The organism is Pseudomonas sp. AFG_SD02_1510_Pfu_092, from assembly GCF_003331055.1.
Taxonomy (GTDB): domain Bacteria; phylum Pseudomonadota; class Gammaproteobacteria; order Pseudomonadales; family Pseudomonadaceae; genus Aquipseudomonas.
In genome coordinates this window covers 1-25909 of record NZ_PUQD01000040.1, presented here as the reverse complement: position 1 = coordinate 25909, position 25909 = coordinate 1, and the positions used below count along the sequence as shown (strand labels likewise).

General features: G+C 65.3%; 21 protein-coding genes and 2 pseudogenes. 15 read left to right on the top strand and 8 right to left on the bottom strand.

Translation table 11 applies throughout. The features are described from left to right. Window position 1: 1 nt before the first annotated feature. From tssC to C6A77_RS16900, 12 genes are all read left to right on the top strand, one after another. Entirely contained in the window at window positions 2-1498 is a 1497-nt protein-coding gene (gene tssC / locus C6A77_RS16955) for a type VI secretion system contractile sheath large subunit (RefSeq protein ID WP_114170494.1), read from the top strand. Between the two features lie 71 nt (window positions 1499-1569). Continuing rightward, window positions 1570-2058, top strand: a complete 489-nt coding sequence (locus tag C6A77_RS16950; protein ID WP_114170493.1) for a type VI secretion system tube protein Hcp — start codon at window positions 1570-1572, stop codon at window positions 2056-2058. A gap of 70 nt (window positions 2059-2128) precedes the next feature. Then, entirely contained in the window at window positions 2129-2569 is a 441-nt protein-coding gene (locus C6A77_RS16945; RefSeq protein ID WP_114170492.1) for a type VI secretion system amidase effector protein Tae4, read from the top strand. After that, window positions 2566-3009, top strand: coding sequence for a hypothetical protein (locus C6A77_RS25795; protein WP_178082389.1), 444 nt, complete (start codon window positions 2566-2568; stop codon window positions 3007-3009). The genes C6A77_RS16945 and C6A77_RS25795 overlap by 4 nt, the downstream gene beginning before the upstream one ends. Then, window positions 3003-3518: a type VI secretion system baseplate subunit TssE gene (gene tssE / locus C6A77_RS16935; RefSeq protein ID WP_114170491.1), complete on the top strand. Its 516-nt coding sequence runs from the start codon at window positions 3003-3005 to the stop codon at window positions 3516-3518. The genes C6A77_RS25795 and tssE overlap by 7 nt, the downstream gene beginning before the upstream one ends. Next, window positions 3515-5377, top strand: a complete 1863-nt coding sequence (gene tssF, locus C6A77_RS16930) for a type VI secretion system baseplate subunit TssF (protein ID WP_114170490.1) — start codon at window positions 3515-3517, stop codon at window positions 5375-5377. Before tssE ends, tssF begins: the two co-directional genes overlap by 4 nt. Beyond that, a complete protein-coding gene (tssG, locus tag C6A77_RS16925) occupies window positions 5374-6390 on the top strand; it encodes a type VI secretion system baseplate subunit TssG (protein ID WP_114170489.1) in 1017 nt (338 codons plus the stop codon). Before tssF ends, tssG begins: the two co-directional genes overlap by 4 nt. Next, the gene (gene tssH / locus C6A77_RS16920) at window positions 6383-9058 is read left to right on the top strand and encodes a type VI secretion system ATPase TssH (protein WP_114170488.1); all 2676 of its coding nucleotides are present in this window, start codon (window positions 6383-6385) and stop codon (window positions 9056-9058) included. Before tssG ends, tssH begins: the two co-directional genes overlap by 8 nt. An 11-nt stretch (window positions 9059-9069) precedes the next feature. Continuing rightward, the gene (locus tag C6A77_RS16915) at window positions 9070-11007 is read left to right on the top strand and encodes a type VI secretion system tip protein VgrG (protein ID WP_114170487.1); all 1938 of its coding nucleotides are present in this window, start codon (window positions 9070-9072) and stop codon (window positions 11005-11007) included. Between the two features lie 11 nt (window positions 11008-11018). Beyond that, on the top strand, window positions 11019-11453 hold the full coding sequence (locus C6A77_RS16910) for a DcrB-related protein (RefSeq protein ID WP_114170486.1): 435 nt from the start codon (window positions 11019-11021) through the stop codon (window positions 11451-11453). Between the two features lie 9 nt (window positions 11454-11462). Beyond that, a complete protein-coding gene (locus C6A77_RS16905; RefSeq protein ID WP_114170485.1) occupies window positions 11463-15821 on the top strand; it encodes an RHS repeat-associated core domain-containing protein in 4359 nt (1452 codons plus the stop codon). Between the two features lie 14 nt (window positions 15822-15835). After that, a complete protein-coding gene (locus C6A77_RS16900) occupies window positions 15836-16486 on the top strand; it encodes a hypothetical protein (RefSeq protein ID WP_241507436.1) in 651 nt (216 codons plus the stop codon). A 90-nt stretch (window positions 16487-16576) separates the two neighbouring features. On the opposite strand, the gene C6A77_RS16895 is transcribed toward C6A77_RS16900, so the two are convergent. The 8 genes and pseudogenes from C6A77_RS16895 to C6A77_RS26010 all read right to left on the bottom strand — a co-directional run. Then, entirely contained in the window at window positions 16577-17473 is an 897-nt protein-coding gene (locus C6A77_RS16895) for a LysR family transcriptional regulator (RefSeq protein WP_114170483.1), read from the bottom strand. 172 nt (window positions 17474-17645) lie between these two features. Beyond that, complete coding sequence (locus C6A77_RS16885) at window positions 17646-19682, bottom strand: pyridoxamine 5'-phosphate oxidase family protein (RefSeq protein ID WP_114170482.1); 2037 nt, start codon at window positions 19680-19682, stop codon at window positions 17646-17648. Between the two features lie 26 nt (window positions 19683-19708). Continuing rightward, window positions 19709-20338 (bottom strand): glutathione S-transferase, encoded by a 630-nt coding sequence (locus C6A77_RS16880; RefSeq protein ID WP_114170481.1) that lies wholly within the window; start codon window positions 20336-20338, stop codon window positions 19709-19711. A gap of 277 nt (window positions 20339-20615) precedes the next feature. Continuing rightward, window positions 20616-21170, bottom strand: a complete 555-nt coding sequence (locus C6A77_RS16875) for a UPF0149 family protein (RefSeq protein WP_114170480.1) — start codon at window positions 21168-21170, stop codon at window positions 20616-20618. Between the two features lie 84 nt (window positions 21171-21254). Continuing rightward, window positions 21255-22244 (bottom strand): asparaginase, encoded by a 990-nt coding sequence (locus C6A77_RS16870; RefSeq protein WP_114170479.1) that lies wholly within the window; start codon window positions 22242-22244, stop codon window positions 21255-21257. Further along, complete coding sequence (locus C6A77_RS16865; protein WP_114170509.1) at window positions 22241-23395, bottom strand: hypothetical protein; 1155 nt, start codon at window positions 23393-23395, stop codon at window positions 22241-22243. The genes C6A77_RS16870 and C6A77_RS16865 overlap by 4 nt, the downstream gene beginning before the upstream one ends. Before the next feature lie 10 nt (window positions 23396-23405). Then, window positions 23406-24302 (bottom strand): nitrilase family protein, encoded by an 897-nt coding sequence (locus tag C6A77_RS16860; RefSeq protein WP_114170478.1) that lies wholly within the window; start codon window positions 24300-24302, stop codon window positions 23406-23408. 145 nt (window positions 24303-24447) lie between these two features. After that, a pseudogene (locus C6A77_RS26010) lies at window positions 24448-24762 on the bottom strand (amine oxidase); the annotation flags it as partial. A 136-nt stretch (window positions 24763-24898) separates the two neighbouring features. On the opposite strand from C6A77_RS26010, the gene C6A77_RS25525 reads away from it, so the two are divergent. The 3 genes and pseudogenes from C6A77_RS25525 to C6A77_RS16840 all read left to right on the top strand — a co-directional run bounded on the left by C6A77_RS25525 (window position 24899) and on the right by C6A77_RS16840 (window position 25747). Next, window positions 24899-25138, top strand: coding sequence for a hypothetical protein (locus C6A77_RS25525; protein WP_161959676.1), 240 nt, complete (start codon window positions 24899-24901; stop codon window positions 25136-25138). 17 nt (window positions 25139-25155) lie between these two features. Further along, a pseudogene (locus C6A77_RS16845) lies at window positions 25156-25419 on the top strand (transposase); the annotation flags it as partial. Between the two features lie 67 nt (window positions 25420-25486). After that, entirely contained in the window at window positions 25487-25747 is a 261-nt protein-coding gene (locus C6A77_RS16840) for a DUF6429 family protein (protein WP_114170508.1), read from the top strand. Window positions 25748-25909 lie beyond the last annotated feature (162 nt).

Sequence of the window (25909 nt, the reverse complement as noted above, 5' to 3'; positions counted from 1 at the left end):
CATGAACGACCCATTGCGCGAAGCCCAGGCCCAGCCGGCCGGCGCCACCCAGGACCCGAGCGAATTCGCCAGCCTGCTGCTGCAGGAGTTCAAACCCAAGACCGAACGCGCCAAGGAAGCGGTGGAAAGCGCCGTGCGTACCTTGGCCGAGCAGGCGCTGGCGCAGACCAACCTGGTGTCCAACGACGCCATCGGCTCGATCGAGCAGATCATTGCCGCCATCGACGCCAAGCTCACCGCCCAGGTCAACCAGATCATCCACCACGATGATTTCCAGCAGCTGGAAAGCGCCTGGCGCGGCCTGCACTACCTGGTCAACAACACCGAAAGCGACGAGCAGCTGAAGATTCGCGTGCTCAACGTGTCGAAGACCGACCTGCACAAGACCTTGAAAAAGTTCAAGGGCACCGCCTGGGACCAGAGCCCGGTGTTCAAGAAGCTGTACGAAGAAGAGTACGGCCAGTTCGGCGGCGAACCTTACGGCTGCCTGGTCGGCGACTATTACTTCGACCAGTCGCCACCCGACGTCGAGCTGCTGGGCGAGATGTCGAAGGTCTGCGCCTCGATGCACGCGCCGTTCATCGCCGCCGCCTCGCCGACCGTGATGGGCATGGGCTCGTGGCAGGAGCTGAGCAACCCGCGCGACCTGACCAAGATCTTCACCACCCCGGAATATGCTGGCTGGCGCTCGCTGCGTGAGTCGGAAGATTCGCGCTACATCGGCCTGACCATGCCGCGCTTCCTGGCGCGCCTGCCATACGGCGCCAAGACCGACCCGGTCGAGGCCTTCGCCTTCGAAGAAGACACCGATGGCGCCGACAGCAGCAAATACACCTGGGCCAACGCCGCCTATGCCATGGCCGTGAACATCAACCGCTCGTTCAAGCACTACGGCTGGTGCTCGCGCATCCGCGGCGTGGAGTCGGGTGGCGAAGTGCAGGGCCTGCCGGCGCACACCTTCCCCACCGACGACGGTGGCGTGGACATGAAGTGCCCGACCGAAATCGCCATTTCCGACCGCCGCGAAGCGGAGCTGGCGAAGAACGGCTTCATGCCGCTGCTGCACAAGAAGAACACCGACTTCGCCGCCTTCATCGGCGCCCAGTCGCTGCAGAAGCCGGCCGAGTACGACGACCCGGACGCCACCGCCAACGCCAACCTGGCCGCGCGCCTGCCGTACCTGTTCGCCACCTGCCGCTTCGCGCACTACCTCAAGTGCATCGTTCGCGACAAGATCGGCTCGTTCAAGGAGAAGGACGAGATGCAGCGCTGGCTGCAGGACTGGATCCTCAACTACGTCGACGGCGACCCGGCGCACTCCACCGAGACCACCAAGGCCCAGCACCCGCTGGCAGCGGCCGAGGTCGTGGTCGAGGACGTCGAAGGCAACCCGGGTTACTACAACTCGCGCTTCTACCTGCGCCCGCACTACCAGCTCGAAGGGCTGACCGTGTCGCTGCGCCTGGTATCGAAGCTGCCTTCGGCCAAAGGGGCCTGACCGCCCCCGGGGCTGCCTGACAGCCCCACCTGCACCCAACCGCCAACCTGACGCGTAACACCGAGGACATCATGGCTGTAGATATTTTCATCAAGATCGGCGACATCAAGGGCGAGTCCCACGACAAGGCCCACAAGGACGAAATCGACGTGCTCAACTGGAGCTGGGGCATGTCCCAGTCCGGCAACATGCACATGGGCAGCGGCGGCGGCTCGGGCAAGGTCAACATCCAGGACCTGTCGATCACCAAGTACATCGACAAGTCCAGCCCCAACCTGATGGCCCACTGCTCCAGCGGCAAGCACATCGACAAGGTCAAGCTGACCGTGCGCAAGGCCGGGGGCGAGAGCCAGGTCGAGTACCTGATCATCAACCTCGAAGAAGTCATCATCAGCTCGCTGAGCACCGGTGGCTCGGGCAGCGACGACCGCCTGACCGAGAACGTGACCCTGAACTTCGCCAAGGTCACCGTCGATTATCAGCCGCAGAAAGCCGACGGCAGCAAGGAAGGCGGCCCGATCAAGTACGGCTGGAACATCCGCTCCAACGTCAAGATCTGACCGACCGCGCCCGCGCCGCCTTGGCTGGCGCGGGCGCCCTTCCCCACCTCACCCGCTTACGGTGAACCCCATGGCCAAGCCTTCTTTCATCAACCTGTGGAATGCCTACCCGACCGACTCGTCGCCTTGCGACGGCGGCTGGGACAACCAGTGCGCCATTCGCATGAGCATTGCGCTCAATGGCGAACACACCATCAAGGTGAACGCCGGCAGCTACAGCGAACCGCGCTGTGCCCATGGCCATGCCCGCGGCGCCGAGTCGCTGGCCAACTGGCTGTGGAAGCACCACCTCGGCGCACCGCTGCAACTGAGCGGCAGCGCCAGCGACCGCCGCAAGCTCAGCGAGAAGCGCGGCATCATCTTCTTCAAGGACTGCTTCGCCCGTGCCGGGCAGGCCTTCGACAACCGTACCGGCGACCACATCGACCTGTGGGACCGAGGCCGGGTCACGGGCTATTTCGCCGACCAGGCGCACCGCTCCAAGGCTGTCTGGTTCTGGGAGCTGAAATGAGACCTGCATGCACAACCCTGCTGCCGGCGCTGCTGCTCGCATTCGCCTTGAATGCCTGTGCCCAGGCGCCCGCTGCCTCGTCGGGCGCGGCGCCTGAGGTGACCCTGGGCGGGCACACCCTTGCGCTGGTTAACCACCAGGGCCGCTGCGCGCTGCGCAAGGCCGATGCCTCGCTGCTGCAACTGGACATGCCCTGGCCCTGCCAGCTCAGCCCGGAGCGCGACAGCGGCAAGCCACGCGTCGAACAGTTCAAGGGTGCGCAAATCATCATTGTCAGCCATGTGCAGCCAGACCCGGCGCAACCTGGCCGTTGCGACAGCCAGTTCCAGGCCGTGCGCCAGCTTGGCACGCGCCTGGAGCCCTCCATCCTGGCCCGTGGCGGCAGCTGCTCGCGCGGCCCGGTGGACCAGAAGAACTTCGTGGGGCTGTTCGAGTGGTAGCCGAGATCGCCGCCCGCGACCGCCTGCAGCCGTCGCTGCTGGACCGCCTGACCGACGACGACCCGGGCAACCCGCAGGAAGCCCCGGACAAGCGCGTGCTCAGCCTGCACCAGCTCAAGGCCTCGGTGCTGCGCGACCTCGCCTGGTTGCTCAACACCACTTCGCTGCTCGACAGCGCCACCACCCTGGGTACCCCGGCCGGGGCCTCGGTGGTCAACTACGGGCTGCCGGCGCTGGCCGGCAACAGTGCCTCGAACATCGACCTGGCCGCCCTGGAACGCATCATTCACCAGGCCATTGCCACCTACGAGCCACGCATTCTCGCCCACACCCTCAAGGTGCGGGCCCAGGCCGCGCCCGGCGAGATGAACGCCAACGCCTTGAGTTTCGAGATCGAAGGCGACCTGTGGGCCCAGCCGGCGGCGCTGCCGTTGCTGCTGCAGACCGACGTCGACCTGGAGTCCGGGCATGTGCGTGTGGCCCCCGCCGAACGCCGGAGGCGTGCATGAACCCGCGCCTGCTCGAGCTGTACAACCAGGAGTTGCAGCACATTCGCGAGAGTGCCGCGGAGTTCGCCAGGGAGTACCCGAAAATTGCCGGGCGCCTGACGCTGTCCGGCATCGAGTGCGCCGACCCGTATGTCGAGCGCCTGCTCGAAGGCTTCGCGTACCTCACCGCCCGGGTGCAGCTCAAGCTCGATGCCGAGTACCCGACCTTCACCCACAACCTGCTGGAAATCGCCTACCCGCACTACCTGGCGCCGACCCCGTCGATGACCGTAGTGCAACTGCAGACCGACCCCGACGAGGGTTCGCTGGCCGGCGGTTTCCGCCTGCCGCGTGACAGCGTGCTGCGCGCCAACCTGGGGCGCAACTCGCAGACCCCGTGCGAGTTCCGCAGCACCCAGGACGTCACCCTGTGGCCGTTGCAAGTGGCCGCCGCCGACTACTTCGGCAACCCCGGTGCGGTGCTCGGGCGCCTGGCCAGCAGCGTGCCGCAGGCCCGCGCCGGCCTGCGCCTGACCTTGCGCAGTGGCGCCGAGGTGCCGTTCGCCAGCCTGCCGCTCAGCCATCTGCCGCTGTACCTCAACGGTGCCGACGAAACCCCGTTCCGCCTCTATGAACAACTGCTGGGCAGCGCCTGCGCGGTGTTCGTGCGCCAACCCGGCGCGGACTGGGTGGAGCGTATTCCCGTCGAGCAGGCACTGCGCCCGTGTGGCTTCGACGACCGCGAGGCGGCATTGCCGGTGGTGCCACAGGCGTTCCAGGGCTACCGCCTGTTGCAGGAATATTTCGCCCTGCCGCAGCGCTTTCTGTTCGTCGATTTCGCCGGGCTGGAGCGGGCGGTGCAGCGCTGCAGCGGCCAGACGCTGGAAGTGCTGGTGTTGTTCGAGCGTTTCGACCAGAGCCTGGAAAGCAGCGTCGGCGCCAGCCAGTTCGTGCCGTTCTGCACCCCGGCGATCAACCTGTTCCCGCGCCGGGTCGACCGCCTGCACCTGACCGATCGGGTGCATGAGCACCACGTGATCGCCGACCGCACCCGGCCCACCGATTTCGAGATTCACTCGCTGCAGCGGGTCACCGGCCACGGCACCGGCCCGGACCAGGAATTCCTGCCGTTCTACGCCGTGCGCGACCCGTCGCGCTATGGCCGCGACCAGGCCTACTACATCGTGCGCCGCGAGCCGCGGGTGTTGTCCAGCGACCAGCGGCGCAACGGTACCCGCTCCAGCTACATGGGCAGCGAGACGTTCATCAGCCTGGTCGACGGCCAGCAGGCGCCGTACCGCCACGACCTGCGCCAGCTGGGCATCAGCGCCCTGTGCAGCAACCGCGACCTGCCGCTGTTCATGAACGTGGGCGATGGCCGCAGCGACTTCAGCCTGGCCGACAGCGCGCCGGTGGCGGGCATCCGCTGCCTGGCCGGCCCGAGCCGGCCCAAGGCCAGCCATGCCCACGACAACCGCGCCTGGCGCCTGATCAGCCAGCTGTCGTTGAACTACCTGTCGCTGGCCGAACACGGCCAGGGCGCCGCTGCCCTGCGCGAACTGCTGCGCCTGTACGGCGACCCGCAGGACAGTGCCCTGAACCTGCAGATCGACGGCCTGCGCGAGGTCAGCAGCAAACCCTGCACGCGGCGCCTGCCGATGCCGGGGCCGATCGTGTTCGGACGTGGCCTGGAAATTACCCTGACCTTCGATGAAAACGCCTTCCGCGGCACCGGCGTGTTCCTGCTGGGTGCGGTGTTCGAACGTTTTCTGACCCGCTACGTATCGATCAACAGCTTCACCGAAACCGTACTGCGCACCAGCGAACGTGGCGAGATCATGCGCTGGGCCGCCAAACCCGGGCGCAGGCCGACCTTATGAATACCTTGCAGGCCATGCAGGCGCAGCCCTGGGCGTACGATTTTTTCCAGGCGCTGCGCCGCCTCGAGGCGCAGAACCCCGAGCTGCCACGCTTCGGCCATTCCCTGCGCCTGGCCGACGAGCCGGTGCGCCTGGGCCAGCGCCTGGACTGCGGGTTCGCCCCGGCGACCCTGGCTGCGGTCAGTGCCGACGGCGACCAGCCGGCGCGCCTGGAGCAGTTCTTCTTCGGCCTGGGTGGCCCCAACGGGCCGCTGCCGCTGCACCTGACCGAATACATGCGCGAGCGCCAGCGCAACCACGCCGACGCGACCAGCAAGGCGTTCCTCGACGTCTTCCATCACCGCCTGCTGAGCCTGTTCTACCGCGCCTGGGCCGAAGCGCGCCCGACGGTCAGCCACGACCGCCCGGGCGACGACTACTGGGCCGCGCGCCTGGCGGCGCTGAGTGGCCGTGGCCAGCCCGAGCTGCAAGGCCAGGGCGCGCTGGCCGACACCGGCAAACTGCACTGGTCGGGCCACCTGAGCGCGCAAACCCGCTACCCGGACGGCCTGTGCAGCATCCTTGGCGGCTATTTCGGCGTGCCGGTGACGCTGGAAGAATACGTCGGCCAATGGCTCGAGCTGCCCGAACGCAGCCAGCTTGGCGTGCGCGCCAACCGCCTGGGCACGGACCTGTGCCTGGGCCGCTACGTCTGGGACCGCCAGCACAAGTTCCGCCTGTGCCTGGGCCCGCTCAGCCTCGACCAGTACCACGCCCTGCTGCCCGGCGGGCAGGCTTTCGTCGAGCTGGCGGCCTGGGTCGCCGAGTACCTGGGCCAGGAACTGGACTGGGACCTCAACCTGATTCTCGCGCAGGACCAGGTGCCTGCGCTGCAACTCAATGCCGGCCAACGCCTGGGTTTCGACACCTGGCTCGGCCGCCCTCCGCACGATGCACGCGACCTGAAGCTGGCCCGGTACTACGCCGACCAGCCGGCCGCCGCCCACCACACAAGGAACCAGGACCATGGGTGAAATCAGCCGCGCCGCGCTGTTCGGCAAACTCAACAGCGTCGCCTACAAGGCCATCGAGGCCGCCACGGTATTCTGCAAGCTGCGGGGCAACCCCTATGTCGAGCTGGTGCACTGGCTGCACCAGTTGCTGCAACTGCAGGACAGCGACCTGCACCGCATCGTGCGCCAGTGCGATATCGAGCCGGCGCGCCTGGCCCGTGACCTGACCGATGCGCTGGACCGCCTGCCGCGCGGTTCGACGTCGATCACCGACCTGTCTTCGCAGGTGGAAGAAGCCGTCGAACGCGGCTGGGTATACGGCAGCCTGATGTTCGGCGAAAGCCAGGTGCGCACCGGCTACCTGCTGGTCGGCATCCTCAAGACCCCGAGCCTGCGCCATGCCCTGCTGGGGCTGTCGAGCGAGTTCGGCAAAGTGAAGGTCGAGGCGCTGAGCGAACGCTTCAGCGAGTACGTGGGCGACTCGCCGGAAAACCACCTGGCTGCCACCGACGGCTTCAGCGCTGCGCTGCCCGGCGAAGCCAGCGGCGCCGTGGCGCCGGCGGCGATGGGCAAGCAGGAGGCGCTCAAGCGCTTTACCGTGGACCTTACCGAACAGGCGCGCAGCGGCAAGCTCGACCCTATCGTCGGGCGCGACGAAGAGATTCGCCAGCTGGTCGATATCCTCATGCGCCGCCGGCAGAACAACCCGATCCTGACCGGCGAGGCCGGTGTCGGCAAAACCGCGGTGGTCGAAGGCTTCGCCTTGCGCATCGTCGCCGGCGACGTGCCGCCGGCGCTCAAGGACGTCGAACTGCGCAGCCTGGACGTCGGCCTGCTGCAGGCCGGCGCCAGCATGAAAGGCGAGTTCGAACAGCGCCTGCGCCAGGTGATCGAGGATGTGCAGGCGTCGCCCAAGCCGATCATCCTGTTCATCGATGAAGCGCATACCCTGGTCGGTGCCGGTGGCGCAGCCGGCACCGGCGATGCGGCCAACCTGCTCAAGCCGGCCCTGGCCCGTGGCAGCCTGCGCACGGTGGCGGCGACCACCTGGGCCGAATACAAGAAACACATCGAGAAAGACCCGGCCCTGACCCGCCGCTTCCAGGTGGTGCAGGTGGACGAGCCGAGCGAACCCAAGGCCCTGCTGATGATGCGTGGGGTGGCTTCGACCATGGAGCAGCACCATCAGGTGCAGATCCTCGACGAGGCACTTGAAGCGGCGGTCAAGCTGTCGCACCGCTACATCCCGGCGCGCCAGCTGCCGGACAAGTCGGTGAGCCTGCTCGATACCGCCTGCGCGCGCGTGGCCATCAGCCTGCACGCGGTGCCGGCCGAGGTCGATGACAGCCGCCGGCGCATCGAGGCGCTGGAGGTCGAACAGGCGATCATCGCCCGCGAAGCCGCCATCGGCGTGGCCACCGGGCAGCGCCAGGCCCAGGCCGACAGCTTGCTGGCCGAGGAGCGCCAACGCCTGGCCACCCTGGAAAACCGCTGGGCCGAGGAAAAGGCCCTGGTCGATCAGTTGCTGGCCACCCGCGCGCAGCTGCGCGAGCAGGCCGGTGTGGTCGACCAGGACGCGGCGTTGCCTGGCAACCCCGAACTGCGCGAAACACTGGCCGACCTGCAACAGCGCCTGAGCGCGCTGCAAGGCGAGAGCCCGTTGATTCTGCCAACCGTGGATTACCAGGCCGTCGCCTCGGTGGTGGCCGACTGGACCGGAATTCCGGTGGGGCGCATGGCGCGCAACGAGATCGAGACCGTGCTCAACCTCGACAGCCTGCTGGCCAAGCGCATCATCGGCCAGGACCACGCGCTGAAGATGATCGCCAAGCGCATCCAGACCTCCCGCGCCGGCCTCGACAACCCGAACAAGCCGATCGGCGTGTTCATGCTCGCCGGCACCTCCGGCGTGGGCAAGACCGAGACCGCACTGGCCCTGGCCGAGGCGTTGTACGGCGGTGAGCAGAACCTGATCACCATCAACATGAGCGAGTTCCAGGAAGCGCACACCGTGTCCACCCTCAAGGGCGCCCCGCCCGGCTATGTCGGCTACGGCGAAGGCGGCGTGCTGACCGAGGCGGTGCGCCGCCGGCCGTACAGCGTGGTGCTGCTGGACGAGGTGGAAAAGGCCCACCCGGACGTGCACGAGATCTTCTTCCAGGTGTTCGACAAGGGCGTGATGGAAGACGGCGAAGGCCGCCAGATCGACTTCCGCAATACCCTGATCCTGCTTACCACCAACGCCGGTACCGAGCTGATCGCGCGCACCTGCAACGACCCGCAGGCCCTGCCCGACCCGGACACGGTCGCCAGCCAGCTGCGCCAGCCGCTGCTGGAGATCTTCCCGCCGGCGCTGCTCGGCCGCCTGATGACCATCCCCTACTACCCGCTCAGCGACGCCATGCTCAAGGCCATCACCCGCCTGCAGCTGGAGCGCATCCGCAAGCGCGTGGAAGGCACGCACAAGGTCGGCTTCGCCTACGACGACGGCGTGGTCGAGCTGATCGTTTCGCGCTGCAGCGAAACCGAAAGCGGTGGCCGCATGATCGACGCCATCCTCACCAACGGCCTGCTGCCGGACATGAGCCGCGAGTTCCTCACCCGCATGCTCGAAGGCAAGCCGCTGGCCAGCGTGCGCATCAGCCGCCGCGACAACGACTTGCACTATGACTTCGGCGCAGCCGACTGACAGGACCGACCATGCTGTTCACGCAGTTCACGCGCCTGGCGCAGATCAACAGCCCGTTGGGGCCGGACAAGCTGATCCTGGCCGAAATGGGCGGCAGCGACGAACTCGGCCGCCTGTTCGACTATGAGCTGCGGCTGACCAGCGACGACCCGGCCATCGACCTCAACGCCCTGCTGGGCAAGCCGATGAGCCTGAGCGTGCAACAGGGCTTGGGCACCTCTCGCTACTTCCATGGCATCGTCGCCCGCTGCAGCCAGGCGGTCGATCAGGGCCAGTTCGCCAGCTACCGGGTCACCCTGCGGCCTTGGCTGTGGCTGCTGACCCGCACCAGCGACTGCCGCATTTTCCAGCACCTGAGCGCGCCGCAGATCATCAAGCAGGTGTTCCGCGACCTGGGCTTTTCCGATTTCGAGGATGCCCTGAGCCGCAGCTACCGCGAGCGCGAGTACTGCGTGCAGTACCGCGAGACCAGCTTCGATTTCGTCAGCCGGCTGATGGAAGAGGAAGGCATCTACTACTTCTTCCGCCATGAAGCGCAGCGCCACGTGCTGGTGCTGGCCGATGCCTACGGCGCGCACCCGCAGGTGCCGGGCTACGAAAGCGTGCCCTACTACCCGCCGGACGGGCAGCATCGCGAGCGCGACCACATCAACGACTGGCACCTGGCCCAGGAAGTCCAGCCCGGTTCGCTGGAACTCAACGACTACGACTTCCAGCGCCCCAGCGCGCGCATCGATGTGCGCTCGGCCATGCCGCGCCCGCACCAGGCCGGGGATTACCCGCTGTACGACTACCCCGGCGCCTACCAGCAAAGCCAGGACGGCGAGCATTACGCGCGTACGCGCCTGGAATCGCTGCAAAGCCTGCACGAGCGCGTCGAGCTGCGCGGCAACGCCCGTGGCCTGGGCAGCGGCCACCTGTTCAGCCTCGGCGGTTTCACCCGCCAGGACCAGAACCGCGAATACCTGATCGTCGCCGCGCGCTACTACGTGCATCAGGAGCGTTTGGAGAGCGGTACCGGCAGCGGCGCCGCGCAGTTCGAGAGCAACCTCAGCTGCATCGACGCGCAGCAGAGCTTCCGCCCCGAATGCAGCACCGTGCGGCCGATCGTCAAGGGCCCGCAGACCGCCGTGGTGGTCGGCCCCGCCGGCGAGGAAATCTGGACCGACCAGTATGGCCGGGTGAAAGTGCACTTCCACTGGGACCGCCACGACCAGTCCAACGAGAACAGCTCCTGCTGGATTCGCGTGTCGCAGGCCTGGGCCGGCAAGAACTGGGGCTCGATGCAGATCCCGCGGATCGGCCAGGAGGTGATCGTCAGCTTCCTCGAAGGCGACCCCGACCGGCCGATCATCACCGGCCGGGTGTACAACGCCGAGCAGAGCGTGCCTTACGACCTGCCCGCCAATGCCACGCAAAGCGGCATGAAGAGCCGTTCGAGCAAGGGCGGCAGCCCGGCCAACTTCAATGAAATCCGCATGGAGGACAAGAAGGGCGCCGAGCAGCTGTACGTGCACGCCGAGCGCAACATGGACACCGTGGTCGAGCAGTGCGAGACGCTGGCGGTCGGCATCAACCGCACCCAGACCGTCGGCATGCTGGAAACCATCACCATCGGCCAGGACCGCATCCGCGCCGTGCGCCGCGACGACATGCTGCTGGTCGGCGCCAGCAAGACCGACAGCGTCAGCACCAGCTACCTGATCGAAGTAGGGGAAAACCTGCGCCTGGTGTGCGGCAAGAGCGTGATCGAGCTGAACGCCAGCGGCCAGATCAACATCAGCTGCGAGCAGTTCAGCTTCCATGCCAGGCAGAACGGCGAGATCAATACCGACGGCACCCTCGACCTCAACGTCGGCAGCGGTGCGCAGACCGCGCCTGACAACCAGGGCGTGAAACAGACCATCGACAGTTCGGTGAAGGCGATCTTCTCCGGCTCCGACCAGTAACGAGACCTGCAATGAGTTATCGCATCAACGAATTCCGCCTGGCCCTGCCCGATGCCGCCGTGCAGGACAGCAGCATCAATATCCTGCGCTTCGAGGCGCTGGCCACCTCACTGATCATTAGCCGCAGCCTGCTGGCCGAAGGCGAAACCTTGCAGAGCAATTTCGATGGCCAGCTGCAGCGCCTGCAACAGCAGGTCAAGGACTTGCGCATGCAGCCGGCCCAGGCCGTGCAGGTGGGTGCCGGCCAGACGATCGCCGCCATCGAACTGAGCAGCCAGTTCAGCAAGGGCCAGGAAAAGGTCCACCAGTACCAGCTGGCCCTGGTGCTGCCCGGCACGCGCAAGATGTTTGCCCTGAGCTACGTCAAGGCCAGCCCGCTGGGCGCGGCCGAAGCGGCGCACTGGGCAACCATCAAGCAGTCGCTCGACTTCGACAACCTGGGCTGATCGCGCACCATGTCCGACGCCCTGTGGGCCGCCCGCGAAGGCGACGCGCTGATGCACACCTCGATGCTGGCAGACATCGTCGGCGGTGTGCTGGAAATTGCCGCCACCGTGGCCATCGGTGCCCTGGCCACTGCCGCCGTGGCGGCGGCCTTCGGCCTGACCGTGGCCACCGGCGGCCTGGGCTGCTTCGTGCTCGGCGCGGTGGTCGGCCTGGTGGTCGGGGTGGTCATGGCCAAGACCGGCGCCGATACCGGGCTGAGCCGATTATGCGAGGGCATCGGCAATTTCCTGTTCCCGCCGTCGGTGCAGGCGACCATTGTCAGTGGCTCGTCGGATACCCGCACCAACGGCAAGCGCGCGGCACGTGCCGCAGGCGTCGTCACCGGCCCGCCGGCACCGCTGGAGCAGGCCGGCGCTGCGGCTGGCGAGGCGAAGGAAGAAACCTTCCTCGACATGGCCAAGGGCTTCTTCTCGCAGATGTGGCGGCCAACCGTGGCCAGCCCCGCAGCCAACACCCTGCCGGTCCCGGACGACAAGGTGCTGTGCAGCAAGCACCCACCGATGCCACCGCAGTACCTGGCCGAAGGGTCGAGCAAGGTGCTGATCAACGGCCACCCGGCCTGCCGCAGCGGTGACCGCAGCACCTGCGAAGCGGTGATCGTCGATGGCGGCCTGGTGTCGAACAACGTGCGCATCGGCGGCGAACCGATCGTGGTGCGCGAGATTCGCAGCGGCAAGACGCCGGGCATCGGCCTGGCGGTGACGGCGCTGATGCTGCTGCGCGGGCGCGGTGGCAAGTTTTACAGCAAGTTCGGCTGCATGTTGGTGGGCGGGGTGAGCAGCGTCGTTACCGGCCAGGTGACCGGCGCCCTTACCCAGGCCATGGCCGGGTCGCCCAACCCGGTACATGCGGCGACCGGCGGCAAGGTCCTGTGTGGCGATGAAGACCTCGATTTCACCGTGCAGGCTACCCTGCCGATCGCCTGGCAACGCTTCTACAACAGCCACGACGAGCGGATCGATGGCTTGTTCGGCGCGGGCTGGAGCCTGCCTTACGAAGTTTCGGTAGAAGTTGGCACAGACGATCACCTGGTGCTGGTCGACGAGCAGGCCCGCCGGGTGGACATGGGCATCATCACCTTGGGTGATGCGGTGTTCAGCGTCGGTGAAGGGCTGAGCGTGCGCCGGGCGCACAACGGCGAACTGCTGACCGAAAGCCGCGAAGGCGAATATCGGCTGTTCCAGCCGACCCCAGGGCGGCCCGATCGATTGCGCCTGAGCCAGATCGGTGATCGCAACGACAACCGTATCTACCTGGACTACGACAACCAGGGCCGTCTTTGCCAGTTGCGCGATACCTTCGACCAGGTGCGTGTCAGCCTGAGCTACAGCGAACAATGGCCACAACGGCTGAGCCATGTCGACCTCCGCGCAGCGAGCGGTGAATCGCAACGCCTGGCCAGTTATGGCTATGACGCCAGCGGCGACCTTGCGCAGGTGCTGGATGGCGCAGGCCAGCCGCTGCGCAGTTTCGCCTATGACGCTGCCCGACGCATGATCGAACACCGCACCGGCGGCGGGCTGCGCTGCTTCTACGAATGGGCGCAGCATGAGGACGCTTGGCGGGTGGTGCGCCATTGGACCAACGGCGGCGACAGCTACGCCTTCGAATATGATGTGGCCGCAGGCATCACCCGGGTGACCGACAGTCTTGGCCGCGTTGCCGTGCGCCAGTGGAACCCGCAGTATCAGATCACCGCCTACACCGATGCACTCGAACGGACCTGGCGCTTCGAATGGAATGACGAGCGCCAGTTGCTCGCGGCGAGCGACCCCATGGATGGACGCTGGCAGTTTTTCTACGATGAGTCGGGCAACCTTGCCGAAACGGTCGACCCGCTGGGGCGTAGCGAGTCAACCGAGTGGCTCGAGCACTGGTCGCTGCCGCGCAGCCAGACCGACCAGGCGGGGCACCGCTGGACATTCGCCTACGACCAACGCGGCAACTGCACACGCGAAACCGACCCGCAGGGCCAGCACACACGGTATCGCCACGACAGCCAGGGCAACCCTGTCGAAATCATCGATGCCAACGGTTCCAGCCGCCACCTGCGCTGGAACGAGCAAGGGCTGCTGGTCGAACAGCGGGACTGCTCCGGCTACCTGACCCGCTTCGCCTACGACGCCTTGGGCCACCTGCAATCGATCACTGACGCCCAGGGCGAGCGTACCGACTACCAGCATGACGGCAAGGGTCGCTTGCGTAGCGTGACCTTGCCTGATGGCCGCAGCGAAGCGTTTGCCCTCGATGCCAGCGGCCTGTTGGTTCAGCACCTTGACCCGGCAGGCCACGTTACCCAGTACCGGCGTAACCGCCGCGGGCAGCTGGAACTGCGCATCGATGCGCTCGGCCGGCAGGTGCGCTACCAGTACGACAACCATGGGCGCCTGCTCGCGCTGTACAACGAAAATGGCGAAGCCTACGGTTTCGAATGGGATGCAGGCGACCGGTTGATCGCCGAGCGCGACCTGGACGGCGGCTTGCGGCGCTACCAGTACGACCCGCTGGACAACCTTGTCCAGGTGACCTTCCTGCCTGCGCCGGGCAGCGCAGAGGCGCCGATCATTCATCGCATGACGTACGACGCAGGCGGTAGGTTACTGACCCGCCATAGCGATGACGGACGCACCGACTACTGCAACGACCCGCTGGACAACGTGGTTGCCATCCGTCGTACCGCCGCAGATGGCCAGGTCGAGGAACTGGGCTTCGCCTTCGATGCACTGGGCCAGTTGCGGGAAGAACGCAGCGCGCACGGCAGCGTGCAGTACCAGTACGACCCGCTTGGCAATCTCACCCGTACGCGAGTCCCCGACGGCCGCTGGATCAACCGCCTGTACTACGGCAGCGGGCACCTGCACCAGATCAACCTCGATGGCAAGGTGGTGTGCGATTTCGAGCGTGACCGCGTGCACCGGGAAACACTGCGCCTGCAGGGCAACCTGGCGATTCAACGCCAGTACGACCGTGGCGGGCGCCTGCGCACCCTGCTCCGTCGCCCGGCAGCACAACCCAGCCGCCTCCCGGCGCCGGACCAGCAGCGCTACCAGTTCGACGCGGCCGACCTGCTGGCCGTACGCGAGGTGCAGTACGCGGGCAACGGTTATGTGCAGGCTTATCAGCATGATGGCTGCGGCCATGTGCTGGGGCGCCAGGACAGCCCTGTCGGCCAGCGCGAAGCATTCCGCTACGACCCGGCCGGCAACCTGCTCGACCCGGTGGCGACAGGCGCCGGGCTGGTCCGGCACAACCGCCTGCTGACCTTCGAGGACAAGCGCTATCGCTACGATGGCTTCGGTCGCCTGGTGGAAAAGCGCAGCCGCCGACGCGGCACCCAGCTTTTTCGCTATGACGCCGAGCACCGGCTGGTGCAGGTGCGCAACCTGCAACCCGGGCGGGAACGCATCATCGACATGCGCTACGACCCGATGGGCCGGCGCACCGAGAAGATCGAATCGACGCTCGACGGCCAGGTGGTCGGCCGCACCCGCTTCAGCTGGAGTGGCCTGCGCCTGCTCGGCGAGCAGCACAATGGCCGGCAGGCGCTGTACCTGTACGAGGACGATGGCCACGAACCGCTGGCCCGGGTGGACGGCCTGGGTGCTCACCAGCGGGTGCTGCATTACCACAATGACATCAACGGCCTGCCGGAGCAGTTGACCGATGACGCCGGCGAGGAGGTGTGGTCGGCGCGCTACCTGACCTGGGGCGCAAGCTGGGATGAACAGCGGGCTACCCGTCTCCCGGAAGCACAGAACCTGCGCTTCCAGGGCCAGTACCTGGACCGCGAAACCGGCCTGCACTACAACCTGTTCCGCTTTTACGACCCGGAGATAGGCCGCTTTACCCAGCCTGACCCGATTGGTCTGGCCGGTGGTTTGAACCTTTACGAGTATGCGCCCAACCCGTTTACCTGGATCGACCCATGGGGTCTGTTGAAGGAAGGTGAGACCGCGGGCTATGGTGCCAAGGCGCACCGAGGCGATGGCCTTGAAGCTCATGAGATTCTGCGTAACAAGTTCTTGCAGGATACCGGTATTGCACCGACAAACCGCAGGATGCGCGGCAACCCTTCGATTGCCCTGACGCCAAAGCATCATGACCAGGTGCATGCCGCAGAGAACCGGTTGCGCAAGGCAATGGGCCTCAAGCCTAACCAGATGCTTAAAAGCGGCAAGCTTGAGATCCGCCTGATGTCCAAGGCCATCTACCAATCGTTGGTGACTCAGGGAGATGTCACAATCCAACAACTGAGAACGGCCCGGCGCTACGCCAAGTCGTTCGCCAAAAGCAAAGGGTGTTACTAGCCATGAAGAAAATCGTGTTGTCCCAACAAGACCGCGGCTTCGGCCAGATCGGTGGTGCGCCTTTGCTCAAGGACCTTTCCTTGTGGCCGGCCAACCCGCAAACCGGTGGGTTGATGACGCCGATCCTGACCCTGACCGAACAGTTCCAACCGGCCCGGTTCGTCCCGCCAGGCATGGCTATCACGGTTTTCCTCGCCGTCGAGCAACAGCAGGACGGTGGCTTCAGCCGCCCGCTCCAGCGTCGCTATACAGTCAATCAGCAGTCGGAACTGCAGAACGTCATCAGCGGTGGCTTTGCCCGGGTCATCCTGCATGAACTCGCCAGCCACCCACTGGAGCCCAGCACCCCGCCCTTGCTGCTGGAGCGAGCGTTCATCGATTTCGAAGAGATGACCGACGAGGAGCATGACGAGGAGCATGAGGACGAGGACAGCGGGATCGGCCTGAGCAAGCCCAGCGGCCGCCCCTGCTGGCTGCAGGATCCGATCTACGAACCACCGCGCTACATGTTCATGATGCAACTGGTGGACGCCGACGTGGCCGAAGCCAGTCCGGCACATGGTGGGCTGTTTGGCGAAGGTAACGGCTATCTGTTCGTGGACATGCAGGCGCGCCGTGGCAAGGAAGGCGACGACGCCGGGTTCTTCTTCATTCAATTCACCTGAGCCATGAAGGATATTTTCTGAGCGAAAGAGCCAAGGAATGGCTGGAACAGCAATGCCCGGGTTGTTTTACATTCCCCCTGCTCCGTTGAATCAATCCAGCTGCTGAGCCCTCAGTGTCTGCGCCAGCAGGTCAATGAACGCCCGGACCTTGGCCGAACCGTACTTGCTCTCCCGATGCAGCACATGGATCGGCCACGGCGCCTCTTCGTATTCGGCCAGGATCACCTGCAGCTGGCCGCTGGCAAGCTCGTCGGCCACCTGGTACGAGAGCAGGCGGGCGATCCCCAGCCCGCCACTGGCGGCAGCGATTGCGCCGTCGTTGCTGGTGACGGTCAAGCGCGGCTTGACGCGCACCAGGGTCGGTTCGTCGGTCACCCCGAAACGCCAGCCGGCGCGCGGCGACAGGTTGGTGGTACCGATCACCGCATGCCCTGCCAGGTCGGACGGGTGCCTGGGCACGCCATGCCGGGCCAGGTAGTCGGGTGACGCGCACAACATGCGCCGCACCCTGCCCACCCGCAGCGCTTTCAGGCCGGAGTCGGGCAACGGGCCGATGCGTACGGCCACATCCATGCCCTCCTCGACCATGTTGACGATGCGGTCGAGGAAGTAGGCGGAAACATCGACTTCGGGGTATTGCTGCAGGTAGCGGACGATGCACGGCATGACGAACTTCTTGCCGAACAGGATCGGTGCGGTGACGGCCAGCTCGCCCTTGGGCGTGGCGTTGATGCCGGCGGCCGCTTCGTTGGCCTCGTGGATGCTGGCGAGGATATGCCGGGTGTCCTCCAGGTAACGGCCGCCGGCTTCGGTCAGGCGCACGCTGCGGGTGGTGCGCAGCAGCAGCTTGACCCCGAGTTGTTCTTCCAGGGCGCTGACCGCGCGGGTGACCGCAGCCGGGGAGATGTCCAGGCGGCGGGCGGCGGCGGCGAAGCTTTCCAGTTCGCCTACAGCGACGAACACCTTCATCAGGTGGATCTGGTCCATGCGGGCTCCTGGGGCCATGAAGTGCCGGGATTATCTTTCATCTGGGCGTTTTGTGTTGTCTGCTCTGGCCTCATCGCCGGCAAGCCAGCTCCCACAGGTACTCTACAGCTGCCGAAACCTGTGGAGTACCTGTGGGAGCTGGCTTGCCGGCGATGAAGCCGGTACAGGCATATCAGATATCCAGTACCAACACCTGCCCTCCCTCTTCCACCCGCGCCGGTATCGCGCAACAGATCAGCGCAGTACCACTTTCCGGCATTTCCGCTGGCGGATTCGGGTAATGCACCTGGCCACTGAGCAAACGGGTCTTGCAGGTACCACACGATCCACCCCGGCAACTGAACTCCGGCGACAGCCCGCGCGCCTCGGCCAGCTCCAGTAGCGTGCCGCTGGCGGGTGACCAGCGCGCCTCCTTGGCCGAAGCGGCAAAATACACCGGTACCGGCTGGCTGGCAGCAGGCGGCTGCTGCAGGGTTGGCTGACCAGCATCGGTATGCCGCCGCAGGGTCGACGGGCCGAAGGCTTCGGCATGAATGCGCGCATCCGGCACATGCACTGCGCGCAGGCCCTGGTACAAGTCCTGGGTGAAACTGCCCGGGCCGCACAGGTAGAAATCGTAGTCGTCCAGCGCCAGCGTCGCCTTGACCTGCTCGATACCCAGGCGGCCGGCAAACGCATAATCACGGCCCGCCAGGGCGTGGTCTTCCGGCTGGCTCAGGGCGCGGTGCACCTGCAGCAGGCCTCCGGCGTTCTGTTGCAAGCGGGTCAGCTCCGCCCGGAATGGCAGGTCGGCCAGGCTGCGTGCGCCGTGGAACAGATGAATGTGCCGTGCCGGGCCTTTGTTCAGCTGCTCGCGAAGCATGGCCAGCAGCGGCGTGATACCTACACCGGCACCGATCAGCACCAGCGGCCGGGTGCTCTGCGGGTCCAGCATGAAGCTGCCCATCGGTGGGCGCACGTGCAGCACATCACCTGCCACGACCCGCTCATGCAGGTGCCGCGAAGCCGGCCCCTGGGCCTTGACGCTGATGCGCAGGTAGCCGTCGGAAGGCGCGCTGGACAGGCTGTAGGTGCGGATCAGCGGCGCCTCTTCGTCAAGCGGCACTTGCACCGGCACATGCTGCCCCGGGGCGAAGGTCACTGCGCTGTCGGCAGGTGGCTGAAGGTAGAACGAACGGATATCGCGGCTCTCCTGCTCGACCCGCAGCACCCGCCAGGCCTGCCATTGGCGTTGTTGCCGGCGTTGCAGCTGGCGCGCTTCGGCTTCGGCCCAGGTGCCGGTGGCCAGGCTGGTCGGCGCGTATTCCCTGAACGCCCAGCGCAAGGCAACAGCGGCCGGGCGCCACACCACCTGCTCGACGTCCAGGGTCCACAAGCGCTCGGCGCCTTCGAACGCCTGGATGGCGGGGCTTTCCAGTACGAGCTCGGCATGCCCGTAAAGCTGCAGCACGTTGCCGTTGCTGAAGTCGATGAACAGCAACCCGGCCTGCGGGTTCACCAGCAGGTTGCCCAAGGTGTTGAAGTGCAGGTTGCCGGCGTAGTCGGGGATGCTCAGGCGGTTGCCTTCGACCTTGACGAACCCGGGCCGCCCGCCACGGTGTGAGACATCCACCGAACGCCGGCCGTCGTCGTGCTCGACGTAGCTGGCGACGAAGAAGGTGTCGGCTGCCTGGATCATGCTGACCGCCGTGGCATCCAGTGCTGTCGCATCGACTCGCCCCTGGGCGGGTTCCTCGACGCGGGTGTAGTCACGCAGCTGGATATACTGCGGGCAGTTGCCGAACGACTGCTCGACCATCACTTGCAGACGGCCATCGACCGCCTGCCGGATCCGCCCGTTGAGGCGATTGCGCCGGCGCGTGTGCAGTTCGATACCCAGCAGGCCGACCGCCTGCCCGGCAGCCAGCCCCGGGGTGGCGGGGTCGTCGGCTGGCAGTTGGGTGTCGATCGTCAGCTGGCGCGGGTCTGGCGAGCTGACGAACCCTTCCGGCCCTTCCAGCAGGGTCGCCCACGGCCGGCCTTGTGGGTCGACGCTGGCGGCGACCATGAACGGCAACTGATGGTAGAACTCGCGATGCTGGTCAGGCATGTAGTCACGAATGACCTTCTGCCCGAACGCCTCCATGCGCTGCGCTACACCCACCTTTTCCTGCAGGGTTTTCTCGCCCGCATGCCATGGCGAGAGGCGTTGGTCAGGGTTCTGCTGCATGGCGGCGTCCTCGTGGTGGCGGGGTATCAGGCGCTGGTCTGCAGCCCGATCACAGTGCGTGGCATGGCCACGAAGCCCGGCAGCGCCTCGATCCGCGCCAGCCAGTCGCGCACGTTGGCGTAGGGCTCCAGCGACACATTGCCCTCCGGCGCGTGGGCGATGTACGAGTAATTGGCGACGTCGGCGATGGTCGGCGTATCGCCTGCCAGGAACGACCGGTTGGCCAGCTCGGCGTCGATCACCTTGAGCAGGGTGTGGGCGCGGGCAATGACTTCATCGGTGTTGAACGCCGCACCGAACACGGTCACCAGGCGCGCGGCGGCCGGGCCAAAGGCCAGCGGGCCGGCGGCGACCGACAGCCAGCGTTGCACGCGGGCGGCCGCAGCAGGCTCTTCGGGAAGCCAGCTGCCGGTGTCGTACTTCTTGGCCAGGTACACCAGGATGGCGTTGGAATCGGCGATCACCGTACCGTTGTCATCGATCACCGGAACCTGGCCGAACGGGTTGAGGGCGAGGAAATCTGGTTGCTTGTGCGCACCTTTGGCGAGGTCGACGAACACCAGCTCGGTGGGCAGGTTCAGCAGCGAGAGCATCAGTTCGATGCGGTGGGCGTGGCCGGACTTGGGGAAGTTGTAAAGCTTGATCGGATTCGACATGGGCTTGGCTCCTGGTCAGCACCGGGATGGGCTGGTGGAGCACATGCTGCACTGGTTCGGCTGACAGCAGAATCCGCGTGGCGGGGAAACCATAATTTCGCAGGGCGGAATAATGGAGATTTCAGCCCGCCCACGCTTTGTGTAGGAGCGGCCTTGTGTCGCGAAAGGGCCGCAAAGCGGCCCCCGGATTTCAGCGTCAATGCAACGATCGCGGGGCTGCTTCGCAGCCCTTTCGCGACACAAGGCCGCTCCTACAAGCCGGTGCCGGCCGGCAGCATCACTGCAGTGGCTGTTTGAAATACCGGAACAACGCACGTGCTGCTTCGGTCACCTGAGGCACGCAGGCCTGGATATCCGCTTCGCTCATCTGGTCCAGCAGCTCGAAGTTGTCCTCCAGCCCATGCAGCGAAATGGCCTTGAGCAGTTGGTCCTGTTCCAGCGGCAGCTCGGCCCAGCCGGCGACCTGGGTGCCGCGCATGTAGCCAAAGCACCACTCCTCCATGATGGTTACACTGCCCTCTTCGCCTTCGCTTTCTTCGAACAGCGGCTCAAAGTGGTCGACATCGTCGCCCAACTCCTCCGCCACCTGGCTGGCATAGCGCAGCATCAACGCCGTATACGCCTCTTCATGCGCTGGCTTCTTGAATTTCGGCACCTTGCCGCCGGCCACCGCAGGCAGCCACTGTTCAGGTATGACAGTAGTCGGCGAGCTGGCCAGGGCAGTGAAAAAGCCATTGAGCTCGGCCAGGTTGAGCACCGAGTAGTCATTGCCGTAGGTGATCAGCAGGTCTTCGAGGCGCGCGAGTTCTTTTTCGCTGAGTGCGGGGAGCATGGGTGGACATCCTGAAAAGCAAAAGTGTGTGCACCCTAGCACAGAACCGGCCAAGGGCTGCCCGCAGCAGTGCGGGCAGCTTGCTCAGTGTGGCAACCAATGAGGCAGCTGTTGCTGCCGGCCGCTAGCGATCAACAGCCACAAGAGCATGCGGCACTTGCGCGGGCACAGCAGCCCGGCCATGTGCACGCCCTTGGCCTGCAGGTCGATCTCGGCTCCGGCAAACCCGTAGGTCGCGCGGGCGGTAGGGCCGCAACCGGTACGGCTGGCAACGATCACCGGCATGGCAGGCGCCAGGTCGTCCAGCACCTCGGCCCAACCAGCGGAAACATGCCCGGCGCCGAAGCCTGCGATTACCAGCCCCTCGTAGCCCAGGCTGCGCACAGCCTGCAGCAGCGCCACATCGGCGTCCAGGCAGGCTTCCAGCAGGGCTACGCGATGTTCGGTGCGCTGCGGTAGCGGCAGCACCTCGCGTCGCACCGGCGGTTGCCGATAGACCACCGCCCCCTCCTGCACCTCACCCAGCGGGCCACAACCGGGCGATTCGAAGGCAGCCATCGCCAGGCTTGCCGTCTTGCGCACCCTGTCGGCACTGTGAACCTGATCGTTCATCAACACCAGCACACCGCGCCCACGACTGCACGGCGCCAGTGCAACCTGTGCCGCCGCCAGCAGGTTGGCCGCGCCATCACTGCCCGGCTGGCTGGCCGCGCGCATGGCACCGGTCATCACCAGCGGTGTATCGAACGGCCAGAGCAGATCGAGGAAATACGCCGTTTCCTCGAGGCTGTCGGTACCTTGGGTCAGAATCACCCCCTGTGCCCCACGCTCCACCTCCGCGCGAGCCCAGGCCAGCACCTCGAGCAATGCCACAAAGCCCAGCGAGGCACTGGGGAGCAGCCCCAGAGTGGCAAGTTCAAGCTGGGCCATCTCACGCAGCTGGGGCACGTTGGCCAGTTGCTGATCGCAGCCCAGTTCTGGCCTCACCGCACCTCCACGGTCACGCGCCTGCATGCTCACCGTGCCACCCAGGCTGGCGATCGACAGCCTGGGCAGGTCTGATGGCTGTTTCATGCGCCACCTCCCGTCAGCACGCCAACCAGCGGCACGATCACCAGCGTGCTGATGGCCATCGACAGCACATTACCGATGTAGCCGTGCATGTAGGCCGGCAAGCGCTGAGTAATGGCCACCGCCAGCGGCGGGGCCATCAGTGCCCCCAGAACGGCACTGGCGACAACCACTTGCCAATTTCCCCCGTGAGTCAGCACTGTCGCCGGTACGATCGAGACGATGGGGATGTAGGTGGGATACCACCCTCGCGCCTGCCACTGGCGGCGCCAGAACACCACGCCGAACAACGACGCCAGTGCCTGCCCGGCGACCATCGGCCCCAGCAGCAGCGAACCATAGGCCGGTGCTGCAGGGGCCAGCAGGTACGCCAGCAGTACCCCCAACAGCAGCCCGAGGCTGGCCAGCTCATTACCGAAGAACGGCGCTTCGCTGAAATCTGCCAGCACCCGTCGCAAGGTCCAGACCGTGCCGTAGTCGGGCGGGGCAGCCATGGCGTCGGGTGCAGCGGGCCGGTGAGCGTGCCGTACCCAGGATGGAAAGCGCCGGCACAGCATGAACGCTGCCAGGCTTGCCAGCGCCATGCCGCTCACGTTACCGACCACCACCGGCAGTTGCAGGGGGTAGCACAGGAAGTTGACCATCAGCAGGCTGGCGGGGGTAACCAGCAGCGCCCCCAGCAGTGCGCCGCTGATCGCTACCTGCCAGCCCGCACCGAACAACAGCACCATGGCCGCTGGCAATGAAACGAAGGCAACAAAGGTTGGTTGCCAGCTACCACTGGCCAAGGTCCATCCCCATAGCGCGTGGCTGAGTAGCAGCCCCAGCAGCGAACTGATGAACACCCATGGCCAGAGCCCGCTGCCATAGCAGACGGCAAAGCCCTGCCAGCGATACCCTCGCAGGTGGGCCCAGTGCGCCAGGCAAGCCCCCAGCAGCAAGCCCAGCGCGGGCAGTTCATGCTTGTAGAAAGCCACCTCGCTGATATCACCGATGATCCAGCGCAGGCGGCTCAGCGGCTGATCGAGCGTCGCCGCCAGTTGCGGGTAATCCGGCCATTGGCCATGGGCGAGGCTGACACTCAGCAGCACCAGCAGGCAACCGAAGGTCAACACCGGCGCAGCTTGCCGGTTCGAGCACAGGAGCGTTTTCATGTGCGAGCCCTCAGCGCGGCAGCGCGGCATGCAGGCGATAGCCAAGGGTCGCATCGTAGAGGTCGGTGCGCCGGTCGCGTGGCAGGTCGTTGAGGTTGTTCCAGATCGGCGCCGAGCGCGCGCTGCCGAGGTCGACATCGGCGTAGAGGATGCCCTCCTCTTCTGCGCTGGCCACCTCACCAATGGGCCAGCCGTTGGTACCGGCGATCAGCGAGCAGCCCAGAAAGCGACCACCGCGCTCACTGCCGATGCGGTTGGCTGCGGCGATGTAGACGTTGTTGACATGTGCCGCCGTCATGGTCAGGTATGAGGCCATGCAGCGCCCTGCTTCATCGAACAGCGGTGGTGGGGTCCATACCCAGTTGTTCAGGCTGCAGATGATGTCGGCACCTTGCGCTGCCATCAGCCGCGGTACCTCAGGGAACCAGATGTCCCAGCAGATCAGCAGGCCGATCCGGCCGATCGGCGTCTCGAACACCGGGAAGCCGAGGTTGCCGGGGGTGAACCAGAGCTTTTCCTGGTTCCACAGGTGGGCCTTGCGGTAGTGACCGAGCAGGCCTTCAGGGCCGAACAGCACGGCACTGTCGTAGAGCTTCAGCCCGTCGCGCTCGGCAAAACCGGCGGCCAGATAGACCTGGTGTTCCTTGGCGAAATCGGCCCAGGCTTGCAGGCTGCGGCCTTCCTCGAGCGTCTCGGCATGGGCATAGGCTTCTGCACGGGTGTGGAAGGTGTAGCCGGTGTTGGCCAGCTCGGGCAACACGATCAGGTTGGCGCCTTCACGCGCCGCGCTGCGAGCCAATGCCAGGCCCCTGCTCAAGTTGCCATCGCAATGTTCGAGCCCAACCTGAGGGTCGTACTGGAGCACAGCAATGCGTACGGGGCTGACGGGGGTGCGGTGTTCAGACATGGCGGCTTCCTATTTATGGTTGTTTTGGAAGGGCGCCAGTAAAGCGAGATCGGGCTGGGGAGTGACAGTCGGGGCGTTCCTATGGGGTCGAAGGACAAGAGACATGCTCAAGTGGGAGACTTCCCACAAAAACGCCCGGATGCAGCTATTTCCCAGCTTGATAATGTGGGTAGTGATTCAGGGTGAAGCCACCATTGAATGATGCCGAAGTTCTGCTGCACAGATTGATGACCGCATCAAGCGCAGTGCGCAGACAGGGCTCGGTCCAGCCGGCGTCAACAGAGAAGGACTCTCCAGCCAGATACAAGCCTGAACTGGCACTCAGATCACGGTTGTATTTCATCAGGCTTACGGCGTCGTAGTAGGTGCCAGCACGGTACAGTTTTGCGCAACCGAGCGCGTTTCGATCTGTCATCCAACGCTGTATGCGAATGTTTCGGGTATCGATGTAAGGCGATAGTCAAAGCAAAGATCCGGAGGATTAGGGTAACGCGCAGCCCACGGCCGCATGGGCAGGGATGGCTCGATGGCCAGGTCTGCGGGATGGTTGTGGGTTGAACCTATGGTCATTTTCTCGTGATCTCCCGGAGTTGAAGATGCTGAGAGTGATCATTTATGCGATGCCGGAAGAGGTTGTTGATTACTACCTTCGACGGCGCTGGCCTCTGGCTTACGCTGAACCTGTGGGAGCGGCCGTGGCCGCGAACACCGGCGCAGCCGGTGCCATGCAGCGCGTCGCCTGCTTCGCGGGCTTGCCCGCTCCCACAGAGGGGCTGCGCTGGTGCCTGGTTTTTTGTAAGCGCTCCATGAACCCCACATTCAAAGCGCTTACCTGATCCCCGATACTGTGCTCCACATCGAGCACGGCTGCTTACCGATCGACAACAACGCAGCCGAGCGTGCGATCCGCCCGTTTGTCATCGGCAGAAAGAAACTGGTTGTTCAGTGACACGCCCAGAGGGGCGACGGCCAGTGCGCAACTTTACAGCCTGGTCGAGACGGCCAAGAGCCCTATGCGTGGCTGCGCCACGCACTGGAACGCCTGCCGCAGGCGTCCTCCGTGGAAGACTACGAAGCACTGCTGCCATGGAATTGCACGCCTAAAATACATAGTTAAGTGCTCCCCCATCGTGGGTCAGATGGGGCCTACGAAGCGTTTGAAGGACAAGAGCGGGGTAACGACCATGGAATACGACGAAAAACTGATTGAAGACGCAGTGCTTGCCTTGTTGGCAGCCTATAGCTCCGACAAAGGTAACGCGTGGAAAGGATTTGACTTCGAAATCATGAATCGACTGCATGAACGGGGTTTAATCAGTGATCCGGTTAATAGAAACAAATCCATCTGGTTGACGGCGGAGGGGCTGGAGCGAGGCCGACAGCTAGCTGACCAGTTGTTCGGGTTAAAGACTCGAGCGGGGCAGGTGCCCGACTCGAATACCTGATTTCCCCGTCCTTCATGTAACGGGTGGGGTTTATGGATCGCTTACGGTTTTTTGCGGCATAAAGACAAAACCCCTACCTGCATGCGCAGATAGGGGTTTTGCGAAATGAATCTTGACGATGACCTACTCTCACATGGGGAAACCCCACACTACCATCGGCGA

Excerpts from the sequence above, each read along its gene's own strand:
- tssC (WP_114170494.1), top strand. The coding sequence starts at position 2 with ATGAACGACCCATTGCGCGAAGCCCAGGCCCAGCCGGCCGGCGCCACC.
- C6A77_RS16950 (WP_114170493.1), top strand. The coding sequence starts at position 1,570 with ATGGCTGTAGATATTTTCATCAAGATCGGCGACATCAAGGGCGAGTCC.
- C6A77_RS16945 (WP_114170492.1), top strand. The coding sequence starts at position 2,129 with ATGGCCAAGCCTTCTTTCATCAACCTGTGGAATGCCTACCCGACCGAC.
- C6A77_RS25795 (WP_178082389.1), top strand. The coding sequence starts at position 2,566 with ATGAGACCTGCATGCACAACCCTGCTGCCGGCGCTGCTGCTCGCATTC.
- tssF (WP_114170490.1), top strand. The coding sequence starts at position 3,515 with ATGAACCCGCGCCTGCTCGAGCTGTACAACCAGGAGTTGCAGCACATT.
- tssG (WP_114170489.1), top strand. The coding sequence starts at position 5,374 with ATGAATACCTTGCAGGCCATGCAGGCGCAGCCCTGGGCGTACGATTTT.
- tssH (WP_114170488.1), top strand. The coding sequence starts at position 6,383 with ATGGGTGAAATCAGCCGCGCCGCGCTGTTCGGCAAACTCAACAGCGTC.
- C6A77_RS16915 (WP_114170487.1), top strand. The coding sequence starts at position 9,070 with ATGCTGTTCACGCAGTTCACGCGCCTGGCGCAGATCAACAGCCCGTTG.
- C6A77_RS16910 (WP_114170486.1), top strand. The coding sequence starts at position 11,019 with ATGAGTTATCGCATCAACGAATTCCGCCTGGCCCTGCCCGATGCCGCC.
- C6A77_RS16905 (WP_114170485.1), top strand. The coding sequence starts at position 11,463 with ATGTCCGACGCCCTGTGGGCCGCCCGCGAAGGCGACGCGCTGATGCAC.
- C6A77_RS16895 (WP_114170483.1), bottom strand. The coding sequence starts at position 17,473 with ATGGACCAGATCCACCTGATGAAGGTGTTCGTCGCTGTAGGCGAACTG.
- C6A77_RS16885 (WP_114170482.1), bottom strand. The coding sequence starts at position 19,682 with ATGCAGCAGAACCCTGACCAACGCCTCTCGCCATGGCATGCGGGCGAG.
- C6A77_RS16880 (WP_114170481.1), bottom strand. The coding sequence starts at position 20,338 with ATGTCGAATCCGATCAAGCTTTACAACTTCCCCAAGTCCGGCCACGCC.
- C6A77_RS16875 (WP_114170480.1), bottom strand. The coding sequence starts at position 21,170 with ATGCTCCCCGCACTCAGCGAAAAAGAACTCGCGCGCCTCGAAGACCTG.
- C6A77_RS16870 (WP_114170479.1), bottom strand. The coding sequence starts at position 22,244 with ATGAAACAGCCATCAGACCTGCCCAGGCTGTCGATCGCCAGCCTGGGT.
- C6A77_RS16865 (WP_114170509.1), bottom strand. The coding sequence starts at position 23,395 with ATGAAAACGCTCCTGTGCTCGAACCGGCAAGCTGCGCCGGTGTTGACC.
- C6A77_RS16860 (WP_114170478.1), bottom strand. The coding sequence starts at position 24,302 with ATGTCTGAACACCGCACCCCCGTCAGCCCCGTACGCATTGCTGTGCTC.
- C6A77_RS25525 (WP_161959676.1), top strand. The coding sequence starts at position 24,899 with ATGCTGAGAGTGATCATTTATGCGATGCCGGAAGAGGTTGTTGATTAC.
- C6A77_RS16840 (WP_114170508.1), top strand. The coding sequence starts at position 25,487 with ATGGAATACGACGAAAAACTGATTGAAGACGCAGTGCTTGCCTTGTTG.